Origin of the sequence: Solimonas aquatica (genome assembly GCF_900111015.1) — a bacterium.
Classification (GTDB): domain Bacteria; phylum Pseudomonadota; class Gammaproteobacteria; order Nevskiales; family Nevskiaceae; genus Solimonas; species Solimonas aquatica.
Map to the genome: position 1 here is coordinate 272,122 of NZ_FOFS01000001.1, position 18,288 is coordinate 290,409.

The following is an 18,288-nucleotide window of genomic DNA, read 5'->3' on the forward strand; positions in this document are numbered from 1 at the left end:
CTGCGTGCAGCGTGCGCCGGCCACAGGCCGGACCGCGACCGAGCGCCTCTCTGGCAACTTCAGCAGCAGCCGGATCGGATGGATTCATGAACACTCGTTTTCACATCAGGCTGGGCCTGCTGCTGGCCGGCCTCTACGGCGCGCAGGCGCAGGCGCAGACCACGGCGACCAGTACTGCGGAACATGACAGCAGTCCTGCCGCTGGCGTCGGCGACGCCAGCTTCGTGGTGGAGGAAGTGCTGGTCAGCGCGCGGCGCCAGGGCCTGGCTCAGGCTTCGGACATGCTCACCTCTGTCGATGTCGCCGGGCCGGGCCTCGTTGAGCACGCCAATGCCGGCTACGCCTGGGAACTCTTCGGGCGCATGCCCGGCGTAATGCTCACGCAGTTCAACCAGGGCACCACCTCCGGCAAGCTTTCGCTGCGCGGCTTCAACGGCGAGGGCGAGGTCAATGCCGTGAAGCTGTTGATCGATGGCGTGCCGTCCAATAGCAATGACGGCAACATGCCGTATATCGACAGCGTGATGCCCTTGGAAATCGCTGCGCTGGAAGTGGTGCGCGGTACCAACGACCCTCGGTACGGCCTGTACAACATTGCGGGCGATGCCAACATCGTGACGCGCAGCGGTGGCAGCTATCAGCAGGTGCGCGGTGGCTACGGCGGCTGGGGACGCTACGACCTGCAGGCGGTTTCCGGCTACGAGCGTGGCGGCTTCACGCAGAACTACGTGCTGGGTTATGTCGACGGAGACGGCTACCGGCATCACTCACATTCCCGCAAGCACAGTATCAGCGGCCAATGGGCCTATGACTTCGGCGGCGGCCAGCGTCTGGCCTTCCACGCTCGCCGGTATCGCGCCGAGGCGCAGGAGCCGGGTTATCTCACCGATGCCGATGCCTATGCCAATCGTCGCGAGTCCTATGCGTTTTCCGCATCCGACGGCGGCGAACGTGGCATTGCTCAGCTGAGCCTGCATCTGGACTTGCAGCCCAGCACGCAGCTGTCCTGGAGCAGCCTTCTGTATCGCAACCAGCTGGATGATCAGCGCTTCGTGCGTTTCTCTGCCGGGGTCTCGCAGCAGGAGCGCGACACCGACGAAACCCACTACGGCGCACGCAGCGGCATGACTTGGCGTCCGGACTGGGGGCTGCTGCCGCAGACACTCGTCGAGTGGGGCGTGGATGCCGAATGGCAGCGCAACGAGAGCGAACGCTACAGCACGGCCCAGCGTCAACGCCAGACGCAGACCCGCGACCAACACTTCGCCTTCAATGTCTACGGCGCCTACGCGCAGGCCAGCTTGCGGCCGCTGGACTGGCTGAAGCTGGTGCCAGCCTGGCGCGTGGATCGCGTCACCGGCAATTTCCACAATCAGCTCAACGACAGCCGCTATCCGGTCAATGACTACGGCCTGATCCAGCAACCGAAGATCAGCGCGGTGGCCTCGCTGGGCCAGCGCGCGAACCTCTACGCCAACTACGGCCGCAGCTATCAGGTGGGCATTGGGTCCGCCAGCTACAAGATTCCGCCGCGCACCACCGACCTCAAGCCTTCGATCAACAATGGCGTGGAACTGGGCAGCAAGTTCGTTCCCGCCAGCTGGCTCAATGGCCGCATCGCGATCTGGCGCCAGACCGCCAGCGACGAGGTACGCCGCAAGCTCAATGATCCCTTGGGCGACTCCGAGAATGTCGGCAAGACCCGGCGTCAGGGCCTGGACCTGCAGGCCAACGTCAAAGCCCTGGAGCAGCTAAGCGTCTGGCTGGCCTATGCCTATCAGGATTCGGAGATTCTGGTGCCGGATCCGGCGGCGCCTGCCACGCGCGGCAAGCAGATTGATCACGTGCCGCATCAGCTGATCACCGGTGGCGTCGACTATATGCCGATGCCCGCGCTGAGCCTGTCGCTGGAACTCAACACGCAGAGCAACTACTACCTGGAGAGGACCAACAACACCGGTCAATACGGTGAGCTGTTCAATCTCAATCTCGGTGCCACATATCGGCCTTGGCCGCAGCTGCAGCTGGAAGCGCAGGTGGCCAATCTCACCAACGAGCATCACGAATACGTCTGGTGGGACGGCACGCAGGCCTTGCATGCGCCGGCCGCGACGCGTGCGTACTACGGTGCCGTGAAACTGAGCTTCTGATGGACCTGCAGCACCGCACCCGGGCGACATCCAGCTCGCGCCTGACGGCGCGCCGCGTCTGGTGGCGGCTGCATCGCGATCTGGGTTTGAGCGTGGGTCTGGTGTTCGTGCTTCTGGGCCTGAGCGGCAGCCTGCTGGTGTTTTATCCGCGCCTGGATCTCTGGCTCAATCCGCAGCTCCAGGTTGCGCCACAGCCAGGGCCGGAGCAGAGCTATCAGCAAATGCTGGAAACGGTGCAAAAGGCTTATCCGCAGTGCGGCGGCAGCTGGCAGCTGGAGCTGCCGCTGCGCGCGGAGGATCGTGCCTACACCGCGCGCTGCCGGCGCACGGCTGCTGCCATGAGTGGCGAGTTCGCGCCGCAAATGGTGACGGTGAATCCCTACACCTTGCAGGTGCTGGGCAATCGGCAGTGGGGACAGACCGTGATGAGCTGGATCTACGATCTGCATCTGACCCTGCTGCTGGGAACGACAGGTACCTTGCTGCTCGGCGGCATCGGCCTGCTGCTCTGCCTCTCCCTGGTCAGCGGCTTCTATCTGTGGTGGCCGCGGCAGCTGGCTTTCGCCAAGGCCTTGCACTTCAAGCGCGGCGCGGCGGCGGCGCGACGCAACTATGATCTGCACAAGCTGGCTGGCGTGTGCGGACTGGCATTCACGCTGATGTTGACGGTAACGGGCGCGCTGCTGGCGACACCACAATGGTTCAAGCCGACGATTGACGCGCTCTCCCCGCTGGCAAGGATGCCGATGCTGCATTCGGCTCCGGCCGCCGGCCGGGCGATGCTGGATGCCGATACCGTCGCCGGGTTGGCGCGTGCTGCGTTTCCTGATGCCGAATTGCGCTGGCTCGACACCCCCGAGGACGCGCAAGGCGTGTACAGCCTGAGACTCTGGCAGCGCGGCGAGCCCAGCCGCCGTTTCCCGAAGACTTTCGTCTGGCTGGACGCCTACAGCGGTGCGTTGCTGGCCACTCGCGACGCGCGCCAGCGATCGGCAGGCGATGCCTTGTTCGCCTGGCTGCATCCACTGCACAACGGTGAGGTGCTGGGCCTGGCTGGACGCTGGCTGATTCTGCTGGCCGGTGTCCTGCCGCTACCGATGTACGTCACGGGATTCATCCGCTGGCGTCAGAAGTGCAGGGCGGCACGCGGCCGATAGCCTGCACCTCGTTACCGAGCAGATTCGCGATCCGGGCTGCGCTGGCTGCAGCGGCGGCGCGATACGCGGCTCAGACTCGGCCCAGGATCGGAATGCAGGCGCCGCTGATGGCCTCGGCCTGGGGTGAGAGCAGGAATACGATCAGATCCGCAATGGCTTGCGGACTGACCCAGCGGCTGAAATCCGCATCCGGCATATCGGCGCGATTCACCGCTGTATCGATGATGCTCGGCAGTATCGCGTTGACGGTCACGCCGCGATCCTTGAGTTCTTCGGCCAGCGCCTCGGTGAGCTTGGCGACGCCGGCCTTGGAGGCGGTGTAGGCGCCCATGCCGGCGGCGGCCTTGGCCGCAGCGGCGGCGCCGATGTTGACGATGCGCTTGCCCTGGCCGGGCGCGCCGACCAGATGCGGCAGTGCGGCCTTGCTGGTCAGCAGCGCAGTGCGCAGGTTGACGCGATACAGCAGATCCCAGCTGTCCACACTGCCGCCTTCCACGGTTTCCCAGCGGAAGGTGCCGGCGATGTTGATCAGGCCGTCGATGCGGCCGAAGCGGGCGAGCACGCGCTGCAGTGCGGCTTCGGCGGCACCGGCTTGGTTCAAGTCCAGTCCACCCAGACGCAGGAGCTTGTCATCGGCGCTGGCGGCTTCCTTGTCCGGCGCCTGGTCCAGCAGCGCGACGCGACCGCCCGCCGCCAGCACCGCCGCGCCGACCGCGCGACCCAGGCTGCCGAAACCGCCGGTGATCACATAGCTCTTGGCATCCAGCATGAAACACTCCTGAAAGATTTTGTCTGCGCCACGCAGGCGCGGACCGAGGATCGATTATTGAAAATGCCTTGTACGCCGGTAAACCGCAGGCTTGTCCTGTCGCGCAGTGTCAAACATTGCCTGCGCGCAGATCGGGAATGATGTTGGGCAGATCGAGCACGGTCCGGATGCCCGGCGCCGCGGCGCAGACGTAGGGCACGGCGTTGACGGCGCGATGCGCGGTATAGCCCGGCGTCACCGCCGCCTTGTCCGCCGCCGCCGTGGTGAAGCGCAGGCTCAGCTCGAAGGGCGCATCGCCCTGCACCTGGATTTTCCAGCCGTCGGGCAACAGCTCCCAGTCGGCCGCGAGGTCCTGGCCGCAATACCAGGTGGCGGTGAAGCTCAGCAAGGGTCTGCCCGCGTGCAGCGCCTGGACCACGGTGCGCTGCGCGGCCACGGTGCCGGCCTTGATCACGCCGGCGGCGATGTGCAGATCATGGCGCGCCAGCGCCACCTCAGCGTGCACCTCGAGGCGCTCGAAGCTCAGGCCCAGGGCATCGGCGAGGAGTTGCAGCGAAGGTCCGAAGGCGTGACGCAGATGCTGCGCGCGGCCCTCATTGGCCTGCGCAAGCGAAGGCCCCCCGAAGCCCATCAGCGTGAACAGCATCTCCGGCGAATTGCGCGTGGACAGGTCGGCGAATTCGGCGATGTGCAGCGCATCGAGCCGGCGCTGCAGGGAACTGAGCACCAGGGGCAGGGCCTCGGTGGCGAAACCCGGGCTGCTGCCGGTGGCGTGAATCGAAGACTGTCCCTGCGCACAGGCGGCTTCGATGCGCGCGCGCTGCGCGGCCGGCATGGCGGCGGGATGCTGCAGCTCGTTGCGGGTGGTGACGATATTGATGCCGGCGGAGAGCAGCGTGCACAGCTCGTCGAAATCGCAGCCCTGCGGCATGTACAGCACGCAGTCGGGCTTGAGCGCGACGATGTCCTCGATGCGTCGCGTGGCCGCCACGCCCAGCGGCGCGATGCCGCAAAGCTCACCGGCATCGCGTCCGGCCTTGGCGGCGGAGTGCACATGCAGACCCACCAGCTGCATGCGCGGGTGCCGCACCACGGCGCGCAGGGCATGGCTGCCGACATTGCCGCTGGCCCATTGCGCAACGCGCCAGGGACGCAGGGACAAGAGGGGACGGGCAGGCAAGGTTTCGATCATGGCGATGGCTCCTGAAAAGCTCTCACGAATCCTGACGAAGCCGCCTCGTCTGCTCGGATGTGGTGGCGGCAGCAGCCGGCATGCTGACATGCGCTAGCGCAATCGTCAGATGGTTTCAATGGCTTGAACGTCCGGCGCGCGGCCATTGTTTCGATGCGGTACCGCCGCCATGCTGAGATTCCCGGGGAGGAGAGAGACCATGTCGAAACCAGCGTTCATTGCACACAGCCTGTGCCTGGGCAGCGTGCTGCTGCTTGGCGCCTGCAACAGCAGCAGCGAAGTGACGCAGGCGCTGCCGGCTTCCTCGGTGGCGCTGGCCGATTGTGGCGCCGGCTCGCAGCCGGAAACCGGGCTGCAGGGGCAGGTGCCGCTGGCGGACCGCCAGAGCGGACGCAATCTGTCCGCCTACAGCTGCAATCTGAAGCTCGTCGGCCAGTACCAGGGCCACGGCGCCAGCGTGGTCAGTCCCTCGCAGAGCCACTGCGCCTATCTGTCCACCAGCGGCGCGCTGCTCGATCCGCTGCAACTGCTGGAGAGCAATCCCGGCGTGTATGCGGTGGATGTCAGCGATGCCACGCAGCCGCGCTTCAGCGCCAATCTCCCCGGACCGGCGATGAACATCGGCACCTGGGAATCGCTGAAGACCAATGCCCCGCGGCAGCTGCTCGGCGGCGCGGCGGTGGGCCCGCTCACCGGCGTCGGATTCTTCGATGTCTATGACATCTCGCAGTGCGAAAGCCCGGTGCATCTCAACGGCATCGGCGACAGCTCGCTGGAAGTGCCGGACAATCTCTTCGGCCATGAGGGCAACTGGTCGCCGGACGGCATGACCTACTGGTCCACCGGCAACGCCCTGGGCACCATCACCGCCATCGATGCCAGCCAGCCCGCATCGCCGCGCATCGTCTACGCCGGCATCGCGGGCTTTCCGGTCAACCATGGCCTGGAATTCAGCGCCGACGGCAACACCATGTATCTGGCCACCTGCTTCCCCGGCGGCGTGGCGATTTACGATGTCAGCGAAATCCAGAGCCGGCAGAGCACGCCCAGCATCCATCCGATCGGTTCCGTGCACTGGAACGCCTTCAGCTGCGGCCAGCATGCGCTGCCGGTGAGCTGGAACGGCAAGCCTTATCTGATTGCGCCGGATGAGTTCGATTCCGAAGGCATCCATATCCTGGACATCAGCGATCCCGGCGCGCCGAAGATCGTCAAGCAGATCCAGCTGGAGATCCAGCGCAAGGAAAACGCCGCGATCCGCAGCGCCGACACCGCCGGCAGCGGCCTGTTCGGTTACGAATCGCACTACTGCACGGTGGACCGCACGGACAATCCGCGCGCGCTGGCCTGCGGTTACTTCCAGTCCGGCATCCGCGTCTTCGATGTGCGTGATCCGCTGCAGCCGCGCGAGATCGCCTACTACAACCCGGCCGCGCAGACCGGCAAGGGTCTGAGCCTGCAGCACTCGCTGCACGCCTGGATCGGCGGCCTGCTGCCCACCATTTCCGATCTCTACACCTCGGACTCCGGCATCAGCGTCGGCACGCTCAGCATCGATGCGCGCTACGTGGGCAATTACGTCGCGCAGCTGCCCAGCCTGCTCACCAATCTCGGTGACGGTGGTCCGGTGTCCGGCAATCTCAGCGCCGACTGGTGCAGCTCGCCGCCGCGCTTCGTCGGCAATCAGCTCTGGGTGAGCTGCATGGACAACGGCTTGCTGGTGCTGGAGTTCACCAACGGCGTGTACTCGCCTTCGTGAAGTCGCGTCTGGTCTGGCTGCTGAGCCTGGTGCTGGCCTTCGCGGCGGGCGCGAGCCTGCATTGGGTCTGGCAGCGGCATCCGGCGCAGCCTGCGCTCGCCGCGCCGAATGCGGTGGACCTGGGGTTCACGCAAGCCATGCTGGTGCATCACCAGCAGGCAGTGCTGATGACGCAGCTGCTGCTGGCGCGCGGCGAGACGCGTTTTCCGGGGCTGGCCCGTTCCATCCAGACCGCGCAGCTGGTGGAACTGGGGCAGATGAAAGGCTGGCTGCAGCTCTGGCAGGCACCGCTGCTGCCCTCGCGTCACGGCATGGACTGGATGCGCCTTGGCCGTAGCCCGCCCGATGAGGCGCTGCAGCGCTATCTGCTCGACTGCCAGCGCGCGCCCGGCGGCATGCCGGGTCTGGCCAGTTCCGATGAGATCGATCAGCTGCGTCGCCTCGACGGCGCGGCGCGCGATGCGCTGTTTCTGGAGCTGATGATCCGTCACCATCAGGGCGCGCTGCCGATGGCACGCTTCGCCGCCATCAATGCCGACACCCCGGCACTGCGCGGTCTGGCCACGCAGATTCTCGCGCAGCAGGCCGAAGAGCTGGCGCAGATGAGCCTGCTGCAGCGTGCACTGGGCGCGGCTCCGCGCTAGGCGCGTTTTTACCTTCCGCCGCTGCCCGCGCGTTTCCGCTGATGCGTGTCCGGGTGTTACGCGAAAGTCTCGGCGCGCCGGTCTCGACTTTCATCGATGGCGATCACCTTCTGCCGATGCGCTTTGCCTGGGCCTGAAGGTCCAAACCAAAGACGGGTGCGGATAGCTCCGGCCTGTGGCATAAGCCTGGACTCCATTCGGATCAGCACAAGGAGCAATCTGTCGTGAACATTCAAGGAGTGGCCGCCATCGTCACCGGTGGCGCCTCGGGTCTGGGCGGCGCCACCGCCGAGCGTCTGGCGCGCGCCGGTGCCAAAGTCACCATCTTCGATCTCAATGCCGAGCTGGCCGCTGCCAAGGCGCGCGAAATCGGCGCGCATCATGCCGCACTGGATGTCTGCGACGAGGCCGCCGTGGCCAAGGCCATCGCCGATGCCGAGGGCGTGAACGGCAAGGCACGCATTCTGGTCAACTGCGCCGGCATCGGCCCGCCGGCCAAGGTCATCGACCGCAATGGCCAGGCGCTGCCGCTGGCGGCCTTCGCCAGGATCGTGCAGATCAACCTCATGGGCACCTTCAATGTGCTCTCGAAGTTCGCCGCACGCCTGCACGATGCCGAGCCCATCGGCGAAGAGCGCGGCGTGATCATCAACACCGCGAGCGTCGCCGCCTATGACGGCCAGATCGGTCAGGCCGCCTATGCCGCCTCCAAGTCCGGTGTGGTGGGCATGACCCTGCCCATCGCCCGCGAGCTGGCGCGCTACGGCATCCGCGTGATGACCATCGCCCCCGGCATCTTCTGGACGCCGCTGCTGGCCTCGCTGCCCAAGGACGCGCAGGACTCGCTGGGCAAGCAGGTGCCGTTCCCCAGCCGTCTGGGGCAGCCCGACGAATACGCGCAGCTGGTGGAAGCCATCGTGAGCAATCCCATGCTCAACGGCGAAACGATCCGCCTGGACGGCGCGATCCGCATGGCGCCGAAGTGAAGCAAGCCGTCCGCGAGCGTTCGCAGTAGGGCGCGGCGCGTGTCGAAGAGGCCGTGCGCCGCGAGGCGCACGGACCCGGCGACGCGATGGCGTGTGCATTGCGCGTGCGGCCAGTGCGCTCAGACCGCGCATCCATCGCTGATGGCAACCATCAGATGCAGCGGTAGATGGCGTGCGCACAGATCTGCAGCGGCCTCCCGCCGCCGGGAATGCCGGTGGTCCCATGATGCCGATCGGCCGTCCGGTATCCAGCGTCCGGCGCCGCCACGCGCGGCAAGCAAGCGTAGCCCGGATGCAGCGCAGCGGAATCCGGGACCCAATCCCGGAATCCAGAATCGGGATCGACCCCACTACCAGCCCAGTCATTCGGCAGCAGGCGATGCAAGACTTCGCAATGAAACGACGGATGCAGCCCGTCGCAAACCCGTCGTACTCAGCCGTGCTCCACGGGGTTGAAGTCCATGCTAGTCACATGCCTTTGTAGGTCGACTTGGTTACGGATGCGGCGCGCTGCGAGCCAGGCCCGCGACGGCTTTGCCGCCATCCGCGAGATTCTGGAGCGCACCACTGAAGACGGCCTCGCAGACCCGTGACCGCAGCTGATTTCAGGGGGCGAGCCCCCTCACCCCCGCTCCCCCGTCAACTTCGCATTCCCGAAAATCCCCATCTTCACCTTGCCGCTCAGCTTGTCGCCTTCAATCAGCACGTCGTACTTGAGCGTCACGGACACCGGCTTGGTGACTTTCAGATCCCAGCGCAGGCGGTTGCCTTCGACCACGCCGCTGAAGGCTTGTGAGCCCATGTCGCTGTCGAGCGTACCGCTGACTTTGTCGCCGTCGGTGACGAAGTTGCCGTTGAATTTCTGCGGGCCGATGGGCGTGGCGAGCACCAGCTTCCAGATGCCGTCGATGCGGGTTTGCGTCGCGATCACCGGCGGCGCTTCGAGCACGGGCGCAGGTGCTGCGCTGGGGACGGGCGCGCTGGGCACTGGCACGGGCGCGCTTTCCGCAGGGCGGGGCGCCATGGAGCGGCCTTCGATCACTTCCAGCAGCTTGCTCGGCGTCAGCGGCAGGTCCAGCGGGATCGCGCCGAAGGGCGAGAGCGCATCGGCAATGGCATTGACCAGCGTGGGCGGGCCGACGATGCAGCCGCCTTCACCCACGCCGCGGAATCCGCCCACGGATTGCGAGGGCGTGCAGAGGTGGTGGTATTCGAAGTCCGGCACGTCGCTGATCGCCGGCAGCATGTAGTCCTTGTAGGTCACGGCGGTGGGATTGCCACGCGCATCGAAGCTGACGTGTTCCAGCAGCACGGTGCCGATGGCCTGCGCCAGACCGCCGGCGATCTGGCCTTCGACCACGGCGGGATTGATCATCACGCCGCAGTCCTCGCTGGAGATCCAGCGCAGGATTTTCACGAAGCCGGTGTCGGCGCTCACGTCCACCACGCACAGATGCGCGGCGCTGCTCAGGGTGAGCGGCGGCGGACGATAGCGGTACTGCGCTTCAAGGCCCGCTTCCATGCCTTCCGGCAGTCGCTCGGGTTCGCCGTAAGCCACTTCGGCAATCTCGCGCAGGCTGCGGCTTTTCTCCGGCTCGCCATCGACCAGGATGCGGCCGTTTTCGATCCGCACGCGCTGTGCATCCGTCTCCAGCAGGTGCGCGGCCACGCGCCTGAGCTTGTCGCGCAGCAGCTCGGCGGCCTTGATGGACGCACCGCCGCCGGCCACGGCCTGGCGGCTGCCGGAGGCGCCGGCCCCGAAGCCGCCGCGTGAGCTGTCGTCCTCGTGCACGGAGACATCCGCCAGCGGCACGCCCAGGGTTTCGGCAATCACCTGCGCCATGGTGGTCTGCGTACCATGGCCTTGCGAGTGGGTGCTGAGCACGGCGCTGACCTTGCCGGTGGGCTCGATGCGGATCTGCGCCACATCGCTGGCCAGCACGCTGATGCCGGCGCTGCCGGCGGTGGGTTCGATGTAGGCGGCAAAGCCCAGGCCCAGGTAACGGCCCTGCTTGCGCGCCTGCGCCTGCTCGGCGCGGAAGGCGGCGACATCGAACTTCTGCAGCAGCAGCTCAAGGCATTCGGCCGGCGTGATGTCTTCCAGCGGAATGCCGAAGGGCGTGGTGCGCGGCTGATCGGCCTTGTAGACCAGATTGCGGCGGCGGATTTCGATGGGGTCGATGCCGATCTGCCGCGCTGCGATGTCGAGCAGGGTTTCGCGCGCCAGCGATTCCATGGCCCAGGGGCCGCGATACGCGGCCAGACCCACGGTGTTGGTGAACCAGCCCTTGGTGTAGAAGTTGAACTGCGGCATCTTGTACGCCGCCCACAGGAACATCGACACCGCGATATTGCAGTCGGCGCCGTGCGGATAGGCGCCGTTGTCCAGGTCGTAATCGGAATGCGCGGCGAGCATACGGCCTTCGTTGTCGAAGGCGGCGCGGATGCGCATCTGCTGATCGCGGGCCTGATTGGACGCGGTGAGATTTTCCAGGCGGTCTTCGATCCACTTCAACGGCCGGCCGAAGATCAAACCGGCGGCGATCACCGCGATTTCCTCACGCCAGGGCTGCACCTTCAAACCAAAAGAGCCGCCCACGTCCTTTGAGATCACCCGGATGCCGGTCGGCGGCAGGCCGAAAGCCTGGGCGATATAGCGCGCCGCCATCTGCGGACTCTGGCAGGCGAGGTACACCGTCAGCTCGCCCTCACCATGCTTGGCCACCACCACGCCGCGCGTCTCGATGGGCGACTGCGCGACGCGCTGGTGATGCACCGTGGTGCTGACCACATGCGGCGCCTGCGCCAGCAGCGCTTCGATGGCTTCGTCGTGCTCCTCGCCCATGGCCACGGCGATATTGCTGTCGCTGTCGGGATGCACCAGCGCGCCTTCGCGCGCGGCGTCGATGCCGACCACCGGGGTTTCTTCTTCGTAATCCACCTGCACCAGACCGGCGGCGTCTTCGGCGATGTAGCGGTTCTGCGCAATCACCAGCGCCACCGGATCGCCCACGTAGGCCACGCGGCCGCTGGCCAGCGGCGTGATCTGCACGGCGGGCGCGGCGAGAAAGAAGCTGAGCATGTCGATCTTGAAGCGCGCCAGATCCTGCGCGGTGTAGACCGCATACACGCCGGGCAGGGCGAGGGCCGGGCTGGCATCGAGACTGCGGATGCGGCCGCGTGCGATGGGGCTGCGCACGAAGGCCACGTGCAGCATGCCGGGCAGCGAGACGTCGTCCACGTACACGCCGCGTCCGGTGAGCAGGCGCGCGTCTTCCTTGCGCTCGACGCGCTGGCCGATGTAACGGCCGGCTTGCGGCGGATGCTGAGCGTCATTCATGGGCGGACTCCGCCGGCGTGCCGGCGAGCTGCCGCACCGCGCGGCGTATGCCCTGATAACCCGTGCAGCGGCACAGATGCCCGGACAGCGCGGCCAGCATGCGCTCTTCGCTGGGCGCGGCTTGCGCTTCGCGCAGCGCGGCCAGCGTCATGACGATGCCGGGCGTGCAGAAACCGCACTGCAGGCCATGCGTATCGCGCAGCGCCTGCTGCACCGGATGCAGGGTGCCGTCGGCGGCGGCCAGGCCTTCCACTGTGGTGATACTGCAGCCGTCGGCCTGCACCGCGAGCATCAGGCAGGAACGCACGGCCTGACCGTCGACGATCACCGTGCAGGCGCCGCAGACGCCGTGCTCGCAGCCGACATGCACGCCGGTGTAGCCGGCTTCGTCGCGCAAAAAATCGCTGAGCAGCAGACGGCTTTCGACCGTGGCCTGATGCACGCGGCCGTTGATGCGGATCTGGATGGAATGGCTGCTCACGCGGCTTGTCTCGCTGGCAAGGTTTCGGACAGCAGCTTCGCGCACAGACGCCGGCCGACGGTGCGGCGGTATTCGGCGCTGGCGTGATGGTCGTCGAAAGGTGCGGTGTCGGCGATGGCAAGCTGCGCAATCGCCTGCGCGTCGATCTGCTCGGGATTCTGGTTCAGCAGCGCGGCCTCGGCCTGACGGGCGCGGATCGGCGTGGGGCCCATGCCGAACCAGGCCAGGCCGGCGCGGCTGATGCGGCCGTCCTGCACGGTGACGGCGCCGCTGAAACCCACCAGCGCAAAATCGCCCGGGCGCTGTGCAATCTCGCGGAACAGCCAGCTGGTGCCGGCCGGCCAGTCGGGGAATTCGATGCCGACCAGCAGCTCATCGGGTTCCAGCGCGGTGGCATAAGGCCCGAAGTAAAAGTCCTGCAGCGGCACGCGGCGCGTGCCGCGCAGCGAGCGCAGCTCCACGCTCGCCCCCAAGGCCAGCGCGGTGGCCGGCAGTTCCGCGGCGGGTTCGCCCAGCGCAATCGAGCCGCCCACGGTGCCGCGATTGCGCGTCTGATGATGGCCGACATGACGCGCGGCAGTGACCAGCGAGGGCAGGGCGCGGCCGATTTCAGCGTGCGCGATGAGCTCGTTCTGGCGCAGCGTGGGGCCGATGCGCGTGCAGCCGTCACCACGCGTCACCGTCTTGAGCGCCGCGATGCGCGTGATGTCCACCACGATGAAGGGCTGGCTCATGCGCAGCGCCAGCAACGGCATCAGGGTCTGGCCGCCGGCCAGCACGGTGGCGCCGCCGCCGGCTTCGCTGAGCAGGCGGCAAGCCTCCTCGATGCTGCTCGGCGCGTAGTAGTCGAAGGCCGCCGGCTTCACCGCGGCTTCTCCCCGGTGAGGCGTGACAGCAGTTCGGCATCGAGCATCAGTACCGGTGCGGCGGCGCGGCGGCCGAATTCAAAGCCGGCGGCACCGACGATGAGCAGCAGCAGGCCGATGGCAAGGCCCATCCACTCGGAGGCCGCGCCGGCCGGCTGCGCCTGCCCGATGAGATAACCGGTGAGCGTTGCGAGCACCAGCGCCAGCAGCCAGGCCATGGGCAGGCCGCGCGGCGCGCTCGGTGCGGCGGCGGGACGCGCGATGCCCTTGGCGGCAGCGCCTGGTACAGCAGCGGCCTCCGGCGGCGCCACCAGCACATTGCCGAACTGCTGGAAGAAGCGTCCCGCCAGCTGCTTGGCGGTGGCGTCGATGATGGGTCCGCCCAGCTGCGCGAGACGGCCGCCGACCTGCGCGTCCACTTCATAAGTGAGCAGCGTGGCGTCGCCGTCGTCGCTCAGGCGCACCTTGGCGCCGCTCTTCACGAAGCCCACCGTGCCGCCCTGACCTTCGATGGTGAGGGTGTAGCTCTGCTGCGGCACGATGTCGGACAAGGTCACCGAGCCGTTGAAGCGCGCGCCGATGGGGCCGATCTTGATCTCGGCGGTGGCCAGCATGCGCTCGGCGGATTCACGCGTGACCGACTGGCAACCCGGGATGCTGCGACGAAGCACCTCCGGATCGTTCAGTCCTTCCCAGACCTGTGGTCGGGTCGCGGCAATCCGTTGCTGTCCGGTCATCTGCATGGCTTGTGTTCTCTGCTGCGTGATGGAAATAAACAAGCGCCACGATCTTGCATCGCAGCTTCATCGTTGATCTTGATGATTGGTGACAGAATGCTGACGCGAACGTCAGCCCCCGTCAACAAGCCTCTGCAGCCTGTAAGCGCAAAAATTTGTCCCTTCGCGCAGCGGCAAAATGCCGGTCCGCGCTTGCGCCACCCGCGTCGAGCCGCTAGCGTCAAAGAACAAATACAAGGGGAGACACGATGTCACTGCAGAATGCGCTGGATGCGCTGCTCAAATCCGCCACCGACAAGGGCGAGGTGCCCGGCGTGGTGGCCATGCTCACGGATCGCGAGCAGACGCTTTATGAAGGGGCTTTCGGCCTGCGCCGCCTGGGTTCGTCGGCGGCCATGAGTGTCGACACTGTGGTGCTGATTGCCTCGATGACCAAGGCCCTGACCTCAACCGCCGCCCTGCAACTGGTGGAGCGCGGCCTGCTGGACCTGGAAAGCCCGGCTTCGCGCTGGTTGCCGGATCTGGGCGCGGTGCAGGTGCTGGAAGGTTTTGATGCACAGGGCCAGCCGCGCCTGCGCGCGCCCAAGCGTGCCATCACGCTCAAGCATCTGCTCACGCACACGGCCGGCTTCGGCTACGAATTCTTGAGTCAGGACATCAAGACCTGGCAGGCGGTCACCGGCACGCCGGGCTTCAGCAGCAGCAGTTACGCCAGCATCAAGACGCCGCTGCTGTTTGATCCCGGCGAACGCTGGGAATACGGCGTCAGCACCGACTGGGTGGGCATGCTGGTGCAGAAGCTCAGCGGCATGAAGCTCAGCGATTACTTCGCCGAGCATCTGTTCGCGCCGCTGGGCATGCGCGACACCGCCATCAGCATGCGCCCGGACATGCGGGCACGCCTGGCCAGCATTCATGCGCGTCTGCCGGACGGCAATCTGGTGCCCATGGAGCTGGAGTTGCCGCAGCAGCCGGAAACCGAGATGGGCGGGCAGGCGCTTTACGGCACCGCCGGCGACTATCTGAAATTCATCCGCATGATTCTCAGGCAAGGGCAGGGCGAGCATGGCCGCGTGCTCAAGCCCGAGACCGTGGCGGCGATGAGCCGTGATCAGCTGGGCGGTCTGCAGGTGCCGTCGATCCACAGTATCGATCCGCAGTTCTCCAATGACCTGCCGATGCCCGAGGGCAATCCGCAGCTGTGGAGCCTGGCCTTCATGATCAACAGCAAGCCGCTGCCCACGGGCCGCAAGGCTGGCAGCCTGAGCTGGGCGGGTCTGAGCAATTGCTATTACTGGATCGACCCGGCCAGCGGCATCGGCGGCGTGTATCTCACGCAGATTCTGCCGTTTGCCGATGTGAAGTCCTTGCCCCTGAACTTTGCTTTCGAAGCGACGGCGTATCAGCAGCTGAGCCGCTGAGACCCGCAGCGCCAGCGGAAGACATGGCGCGCGAGTTCCCGGGATTTAAGCGCCCCGTTCAAAGCGCTGCAGGCTGCGGAATACCCATGAGGGGCTGGCGCCGAAGCAGGCTTTGTAGCAGTGGCTGAAATGCGCTGCGTCGGCGAAGCCGGCGTCCAGCGCCGAGCGCGTCATATTGTCGCTGCCGTGCAGCTCGCCGGCGGCCAGCAGCAGTCTTTTCCAGGTGCGGTAGCGCCGATACGCCACGCCGGTTTCCGCCTTGAACAGATGCAGCAGACGCGAAGGCGAGAGGTTCACCAGCTGCGCCAGATCTTCCTGCGAGGGATTTTCGCGGCAGCGTGAGCCGATGGTGGCCAGCACCTGCTGCAGCCGGTTTGCGCCATCCGTCGCCGGAGCCGTGGTGGCGGGCAGCAAGTTCTCGACTTCGTGTCTCATCGCCTGCTTGTCCAGACCGCTTTCGTACATGTGCACGAAGGCTTCACGCAGCCTGGGCTGTTGAATCCTGGCGAAGCGATGCTGCGCCACCGGCGGAAACTGCTGAACCAGCGCGGGATGCAGCGAGCCGTCGCGTTCCACGAACAGCTTGCCCAGCACCGAGCCGCAGGCATCGATCTCATGCGAGACGCCTGCTGGCACCACGGCGGCCTCGCAGCTCTGCCAGGGCCCGTTGCGCAGACGGATCAGAAAGGGGCGGTACAGGCCCACCAGCAAGGCCGGTGCGGCGTGCAGACGCGGCTCCAGATGCTGCAGCGGCCCAAAGTAAAGAACGCTATCCGGCCACAGGAACAAATGCGAAGGCAACATTCGCGCTCCATGTACTCGTGCACGGCTGAAGGCTTTGATGATGACAGCTCAGCCGGAATGTACAAGCAAGACAAGGCCGCCGGACTGTAAAGTCCTGCGGCACAGAACCGGCTCATCCGGGCCAGCGGGGAGATCCAGATGCAGATGGAAAAAGACAGCCTGGCGGCGGCGTCGGGTGAAGTGTTCTCGGGCCTGCTTTCGTTTGATCAGTTCGAGCAGACGCTCTGCGCCGACATCGCCGCGCTGGTGCCCGACAGCGTGCAAGGCTTTCTCAGTCTGTTCCTGTCGTGGCGACAAGGCCCGTGGGTGGACACCGGCTGGTCGGTGCAGGAAGGCGAAGAGTTCACGCTGCTTCTCAACGGCAAGGCCTGGCTGTCCCGCACCTACAACCTGAGTTACCCGGCAGCGCTTGCCACCTGGCTGCGCATCGGTGAGCAGGGCCCGATCTTCCGCAGCGGACAGGACAGCCTGAGCTTTCGGGCGCAGCACAGCGGCCGCCTGTACGCCAAGCTGTATCCGCGCGAACGCTGGCTGGACCGCAGCGGGGCTTATCTGGGCGATCCGCCGCCGGTGAATCCCGACGAAGGCGGCGGTGTGAATCTGGCGCTGCTGCGCTGGGCGCCCGGCGTGTCAGCGCGGCAAGGTCTTGCGCGGATACTCGAACGCAATCCCGAGTCGCGCTGGGCACAAGCCGAACAGCAGCGCATCCGTGATCCAGGCCCCGGACTGCCGGCGGGCTGGCAGGACCTATGGGAGCTGGCGCCGTCGCGGATGTTCACCGAAGTGGCGCCGGAAAAAGCGCCGCTGGCACCAGCGCGTGCCATCCGCGTGCAGATGCACGATGAGGTGGCGATTCTGCAGAAGGCGGCGAACTTTGCCTTGCGTCCGGGCACCACGCTGCAATGGGCCTGGCGGATCGACGCGCTGCCTTCGCTGGTGGCGGAAAACAGTCTTCCGACGCATGACTATCTGAGTGTTGCGGTGGAGTTCGACAACGGCCGGGACCTCAGTTATTTCTGGAGTCGCGATCTGCCGGTGGGCACACATTTCCATTGTCCCTTGCCCGGATGGAGTCACCGCGAAACGCATCTGGTGGCGCGCAAGGGCACCGAGCAACTGGGCCAATGGCTGCAGGAATCGCGCGACGTATACGCGGACTACGCGGAAGCCATCGGCGGCCCGGCGCCGCAACGGATCGTGCGGATCTGGCTGATCGGCGTGAGCCTGTTCCAGCACGGCAAAGGCAGCGGTGAGTTCGGCGCGTTCAGCTTGGCCTGCGGCCAGGAACGGCTTGAATTGGGGTGACGGCGGGCATGGTGATATTGTTCATAATGTATATTATGTAAAGTAACATCATAAGTGATATTGCGGCTCTAATCGACGCGTTGGTTCTAGGACTGCTACGGGCTCGGTTGTCGCCCTCTAAGGGTGGATTGCCTTCGGGCACGAAATTGCTGCCCAGTCTTCATCGTGGCACCGAGCTCTTGCCCTCGACATCGCCTTACAGGCAACGGCTTAGCTGAACTCGCTTCAAAGATGAAAAGACCTGTACGACGTATGCGGCCAGTCTCAGAAGTGCGTCAGCTGGATTTCCTCGCCCAAGCGAAGGACGGAATTGTTCACTCACCTGCTTTCTCGCAATGCTCGCCGGACTAGCTCAGGCCTCTCGAGCAGGATCGAAGTGGGCTCCACCGAGGACCTCTAAATCATGCGCGAAATCAGCAAACAGTGTCCCATGACCCCACACGTTGTTGTTGTTCAGCCGGGACTTCAAAAGGACCGCGACAGCGATGCGCAACTTCTCTTGCTCGGTGTTGCACAGAACTATCTGCATGAAACCTATCAGGCGTCCTTCGGTGTGATCGCGAGCGCCTAACGACCGGCGCATACGCCGGATCAGGCTTCCACTTTAGAGATCGTCTGCAACGTCTGCGTCGAACTCCCTCTGCGTGGCACAGTGTTGGGGCCTAGCGCCTCCAACC

At 65.9% G+C, this 18,288-nt stretch carries 15 protein-coding genes; 8 read left to right on the forward strand and 7 right to left on the reverse strand.

Features of this window, described 5'->3' with window-relative positions:
* Window positions 1–86: 86 nt before the first annotated feature.
* Together BMY12_RS01175 and BMY12_RS01180 are read left to right on the forward strand one after the other, a co-directional pair.
* On the forward strand, window positions 87–2,150 hold the full coding sequence (locus tag BMY12_RS01175; protein WP_177188784.1) for a TonB-dependent receptor: 2,064 nt from the start codon (window positions 87–89) through the stop codon (window positions 2,148–2,150).
* Window positions 2,150–3,307 carry a PepSY-associated TM helix domain-containing protein gene (locus BMY12_RS01180; RefSeq protein WP_093280890.1) on the forward strand — a complete coding sequence of 386 codons (1,158 nt, stop codon included), beginning with the start codon at window positions 2,150–2,152 and terminating at the stop codon, window positions 3,305–3,307. The genes BMY12_RS01175 and BMY12_RS01180 overlap by 1 nt, the downstream gene beginning before the upstream one ends.
* Before the next feature lie 70 nt (window positions 3,308–3,377).
* Here the strand turns inward: BMY12_RS01180 and BMY12_RS01185 are convergent, their stop codons facing one another.
* Both BMY12_RS01185 and BMY12_RS01190 read right to left on the reverse strand, forming a co-directional pair.
* Window positions 3,378–4,076, reverse strand: coding sequence for an SDR family NAD(P)-dependent oxidoreductase (locus BMY12_RS01185; RefSeq protein WP_093280893.1), 699 nt, complete (start codon window positions 4,074–4,076; stop codon window positions 3,378–3,380).
* 109 nt (window positions 4,077–4,185) lie between these two features.
* Window positions 4,186–5,268, reverse strand: coding sequence for an NAD(P)H-dependent amine dehydrogenase family protein (locus BMY12_RS01190; RefSeq protein ID WP_093280895.1), 1,083 nt, complete (start codon window positions 5,266–5,268; stop codon window positions 4,186–4,188).
* A 199-nt stretch (window positions 5,269–5,467) separates the two neighbouring features.
* On the opposite strand from BMY12_RS01190, the gene BMY12_RS01195 reads away from it, so the two are divergent.
* From BMY12_RS01195 to BMY12_RS01205, 3 genes are all read left to right on the forward strand, one after another.
* Window positions 5,468–7,027, forward strand: a complete 1,560-nt coding sequence (locus BMY12_RS01195) for an LVIVD repeat-containing protein (protein ID WP_093280898.1) — start codon at window positions 5,468–5,470, stop codon at window positions 7,025–7,027.
* Entirely contained in the window at window positions 7,024–7,671 is a 648-nt protein-coding gene (locus BMY12_RS01200; protein WP_093280900.1) for a DUF305 domain-containing protein, read from the forward strand. The genes BMY12_RS01195 and BMY12_RS01200 overlap by 4 nt, the downstream gene beginning before the upstream one ends.
* A gap of 224 nt (window positions 7,672–7,895) precedes the next feature.
* Entirely contained in the window at window positions 7,896–8,657 is a 762-nt protein-coding gene (locus BMY12_RS01205) for an SDR family NAD(P)-dependent oxidoreductase (RefSeq protein ID WP_093280903.1), read from the forward strand.
* A 622-nt stretch (window positions 8,658–9,279) separates the two neighbouring features.
* Here BMY12_RS01205 and BMY12_RS01210 read toward each other — a convergent pair.
* Genes BMY12_RS01210 through BMY12_RS01225 form a run of 4 tightly spaced genes read right to left on the reverse strand, consistent with a single transcriptional unit; the run spans window position 9,280 to window position 14,087 of the window.
* A complete protein-coding gene (locus BMY12_RS01210; RefSeq protein ID WP_093280905.1) occupies window positions 9,280–11,997 on the reverse strand; it encodes a xanthine dehydrogenase family protein molybdopterin-binding subunit in 2,718 nt (905 codons plus the stop codon).
* The gene (locus BMY12_RS01215; protein WP_093280908.1) at window positions 11,990–12,478 is read right to left on the reverse strand and encodes a (2Fe-2S)-binding protein; all 489 of its coding nucleotides are present in this window, start codon (window positions 12,476–12,478) and stop codon (window positions 11,990–11,992) included. The genes BMY12_RS01210 and BMY12_RS01215 overlap by 8 nt, the downstream gene beginning before the upstream one ends.
* Window positions 12,475–13,344: an FAD binding domain-containing protein gene (locus BMY12_RS01220; protein ID WP_093280910.1), complete on the reverse strand. Its 870-nt coding sequence runs from the start codon at window positions 13,342–13,344 to the stop codon at window positions 12,475–12,477. The genes BMY12_RS01215 and BMY12_RS01220 overlap by 4 nt, the downstream gene beginning before the upstream one ends.
* A complete protein-coding gene (locus BMY12_RS01225; protein WP_093280913.1) occupies window positions 13,341–14,087 on the reverse strand; it encodes an SRPBCC family protein in 747 nt (248 codons plus the stop codon). Before BMY12_RS01225 ends, BMY12_RS01220 begins: the two co-directional genes overlap by 4 nt.
* A gap of 242 nt (window positions 14,088–14,329) precedes the next feature.
* Between BMY12_RS01225 and BMY12_RS01230 the strand changes: the two genes are divergently transcribed.
* Window positions 14,330–15,502 (forward strand): serine hydrolase domain-containing protein, encoded by a 1,173-nt coding sequence (locus tag BMY12_RS01230; RefSeq protein ID WP_093280915.1) that lies wholly within the window; start codon window positions 14,330–14,332, stop codon window positions 15,500–15,502.
* 45 nt (window positions 15,503–15,547) lie between these two features.
* On the opposite strand, the gene BMY12_RS01235 is transcribed toward BMY12_RS01230, so the two are convergent.
* Entirely contained in the window at window positions 15,548–16,306 is a 759-nt protein-coding gene (locus BMY12_RS01235; protein ID WP_093280918.1) for a helix-turn-helix transcriptional regulator, read from the reverse strand.
* A 138-nt stretch (window positions 16,307–16,444) separates the two neighbouring features.
* Here BMY12_RS01235 and BMY12_RS01240 point away from each other — a divergent pair, with 138 nt between their 5' ends.
* Window positions 16,445–17,611, forward strand: coding sequence for a DUF3047 domain-containing protein (locus BMY12_RS01240; protein WP_093280920.1), 1,167 nt, complete (start codon window positions 16,445–16,447; stop codon window positions 17,609–17,611).
* 403 nt (window positions 17,612–18,014) lie between these two features.
* On the forward strand, window positions 18,015–18,182 hold the full coding sequence (locus tag BMY12_RS20135) for a hypothetical protein (RefSeq protein ID WP_177188785.1): 168 nt from the start codon (window positions 18,015–18,017) through the stop codon (window positions 18,180–18,182).
* The last annotated feature ends 106 nt before the right edge of the window (window positions 18,183–18,288 follow it).

Bases quoted from the DNA above. Each gene is read 5' to 3' on its own strand.
- BMY12_RS01230 (WP_093280915.1), top strand. From the start codon at position 14,330: ATGTCACTGCAGAATGCGCTGGATGCGCTGCTCAAATCCGCCACCGAC.
- BMY12_RS20135 (WP_177188785.1), top strand. From the start codon at position 18,015: ATGCGCGAAATCAGCAAACAGTGTCCCATGACCCCACACGTTGTTGTT.
- BMY12_RS01210 (WP_093280905.1), bottom strand. From the start codon at position 11,997: ATGAATGACGCTCAGCATCCGCCGCAAGCCGGCCGTTACATCGGCCAG.
- BMY12_RS01175 (WP_177188784.1), top strand. From the start codon at position 87: ATGAACACTCGTTTTCACATCAGGCTGGGCCTGCTGCTGGCCGGCCTC.
- BMY12_RS01195 (WP_093280898.1), top strand. From the start codon at position 5,468: ATGTCGAAACCAGCGTTCATTGCACACAGCCTGTGCCTGGGCAGCGTG.
- BMY12_RS01225 (WP_093280913.1), bottom strand. From the start codon at position 14,087: ATGCAGATGACCGGACAGCAACGGATTGCCGCGACCCGACCACAGGTC.
- BMY12_RS01185 (WP_093280893.1), bottom strand. From the start codon at position 4,076: ATGCTGGATGCCAAGAGCTATGTGATCACCGGCGGTTTCGGCAGCCTG.
- BMY12_RS01240 (WP_093280920.1), top strand. From the start codon at position 16,445: ATGCAGATGGAAAAAGACAGCCTGGCGGCGGCGTCGGGTGAAGTGTTC.
- BMY12_RS01180 (WP_093280890.1), top strand. From the start codon at position 2,150: ATGGACCTGCAGCACCGCACCCGGGCGACATCCAGCTCGCGCCTGACG.
- BMY12_RS01190 (WP_093280895.1), bottom strand. From the start codon at position 5,268: ATGATCGAAACCTTGCCTGCCCGTCCCCTCTTGTCCCTGCGTCCCTGG.
- BMY12_RS01235 (WP_093280918.1), bottom strand. From the start codon at position 16,306: ATGTTGCCTTCGCATTTGTTCCTGTGGCCGGATAGCGTTCTTTACTTT.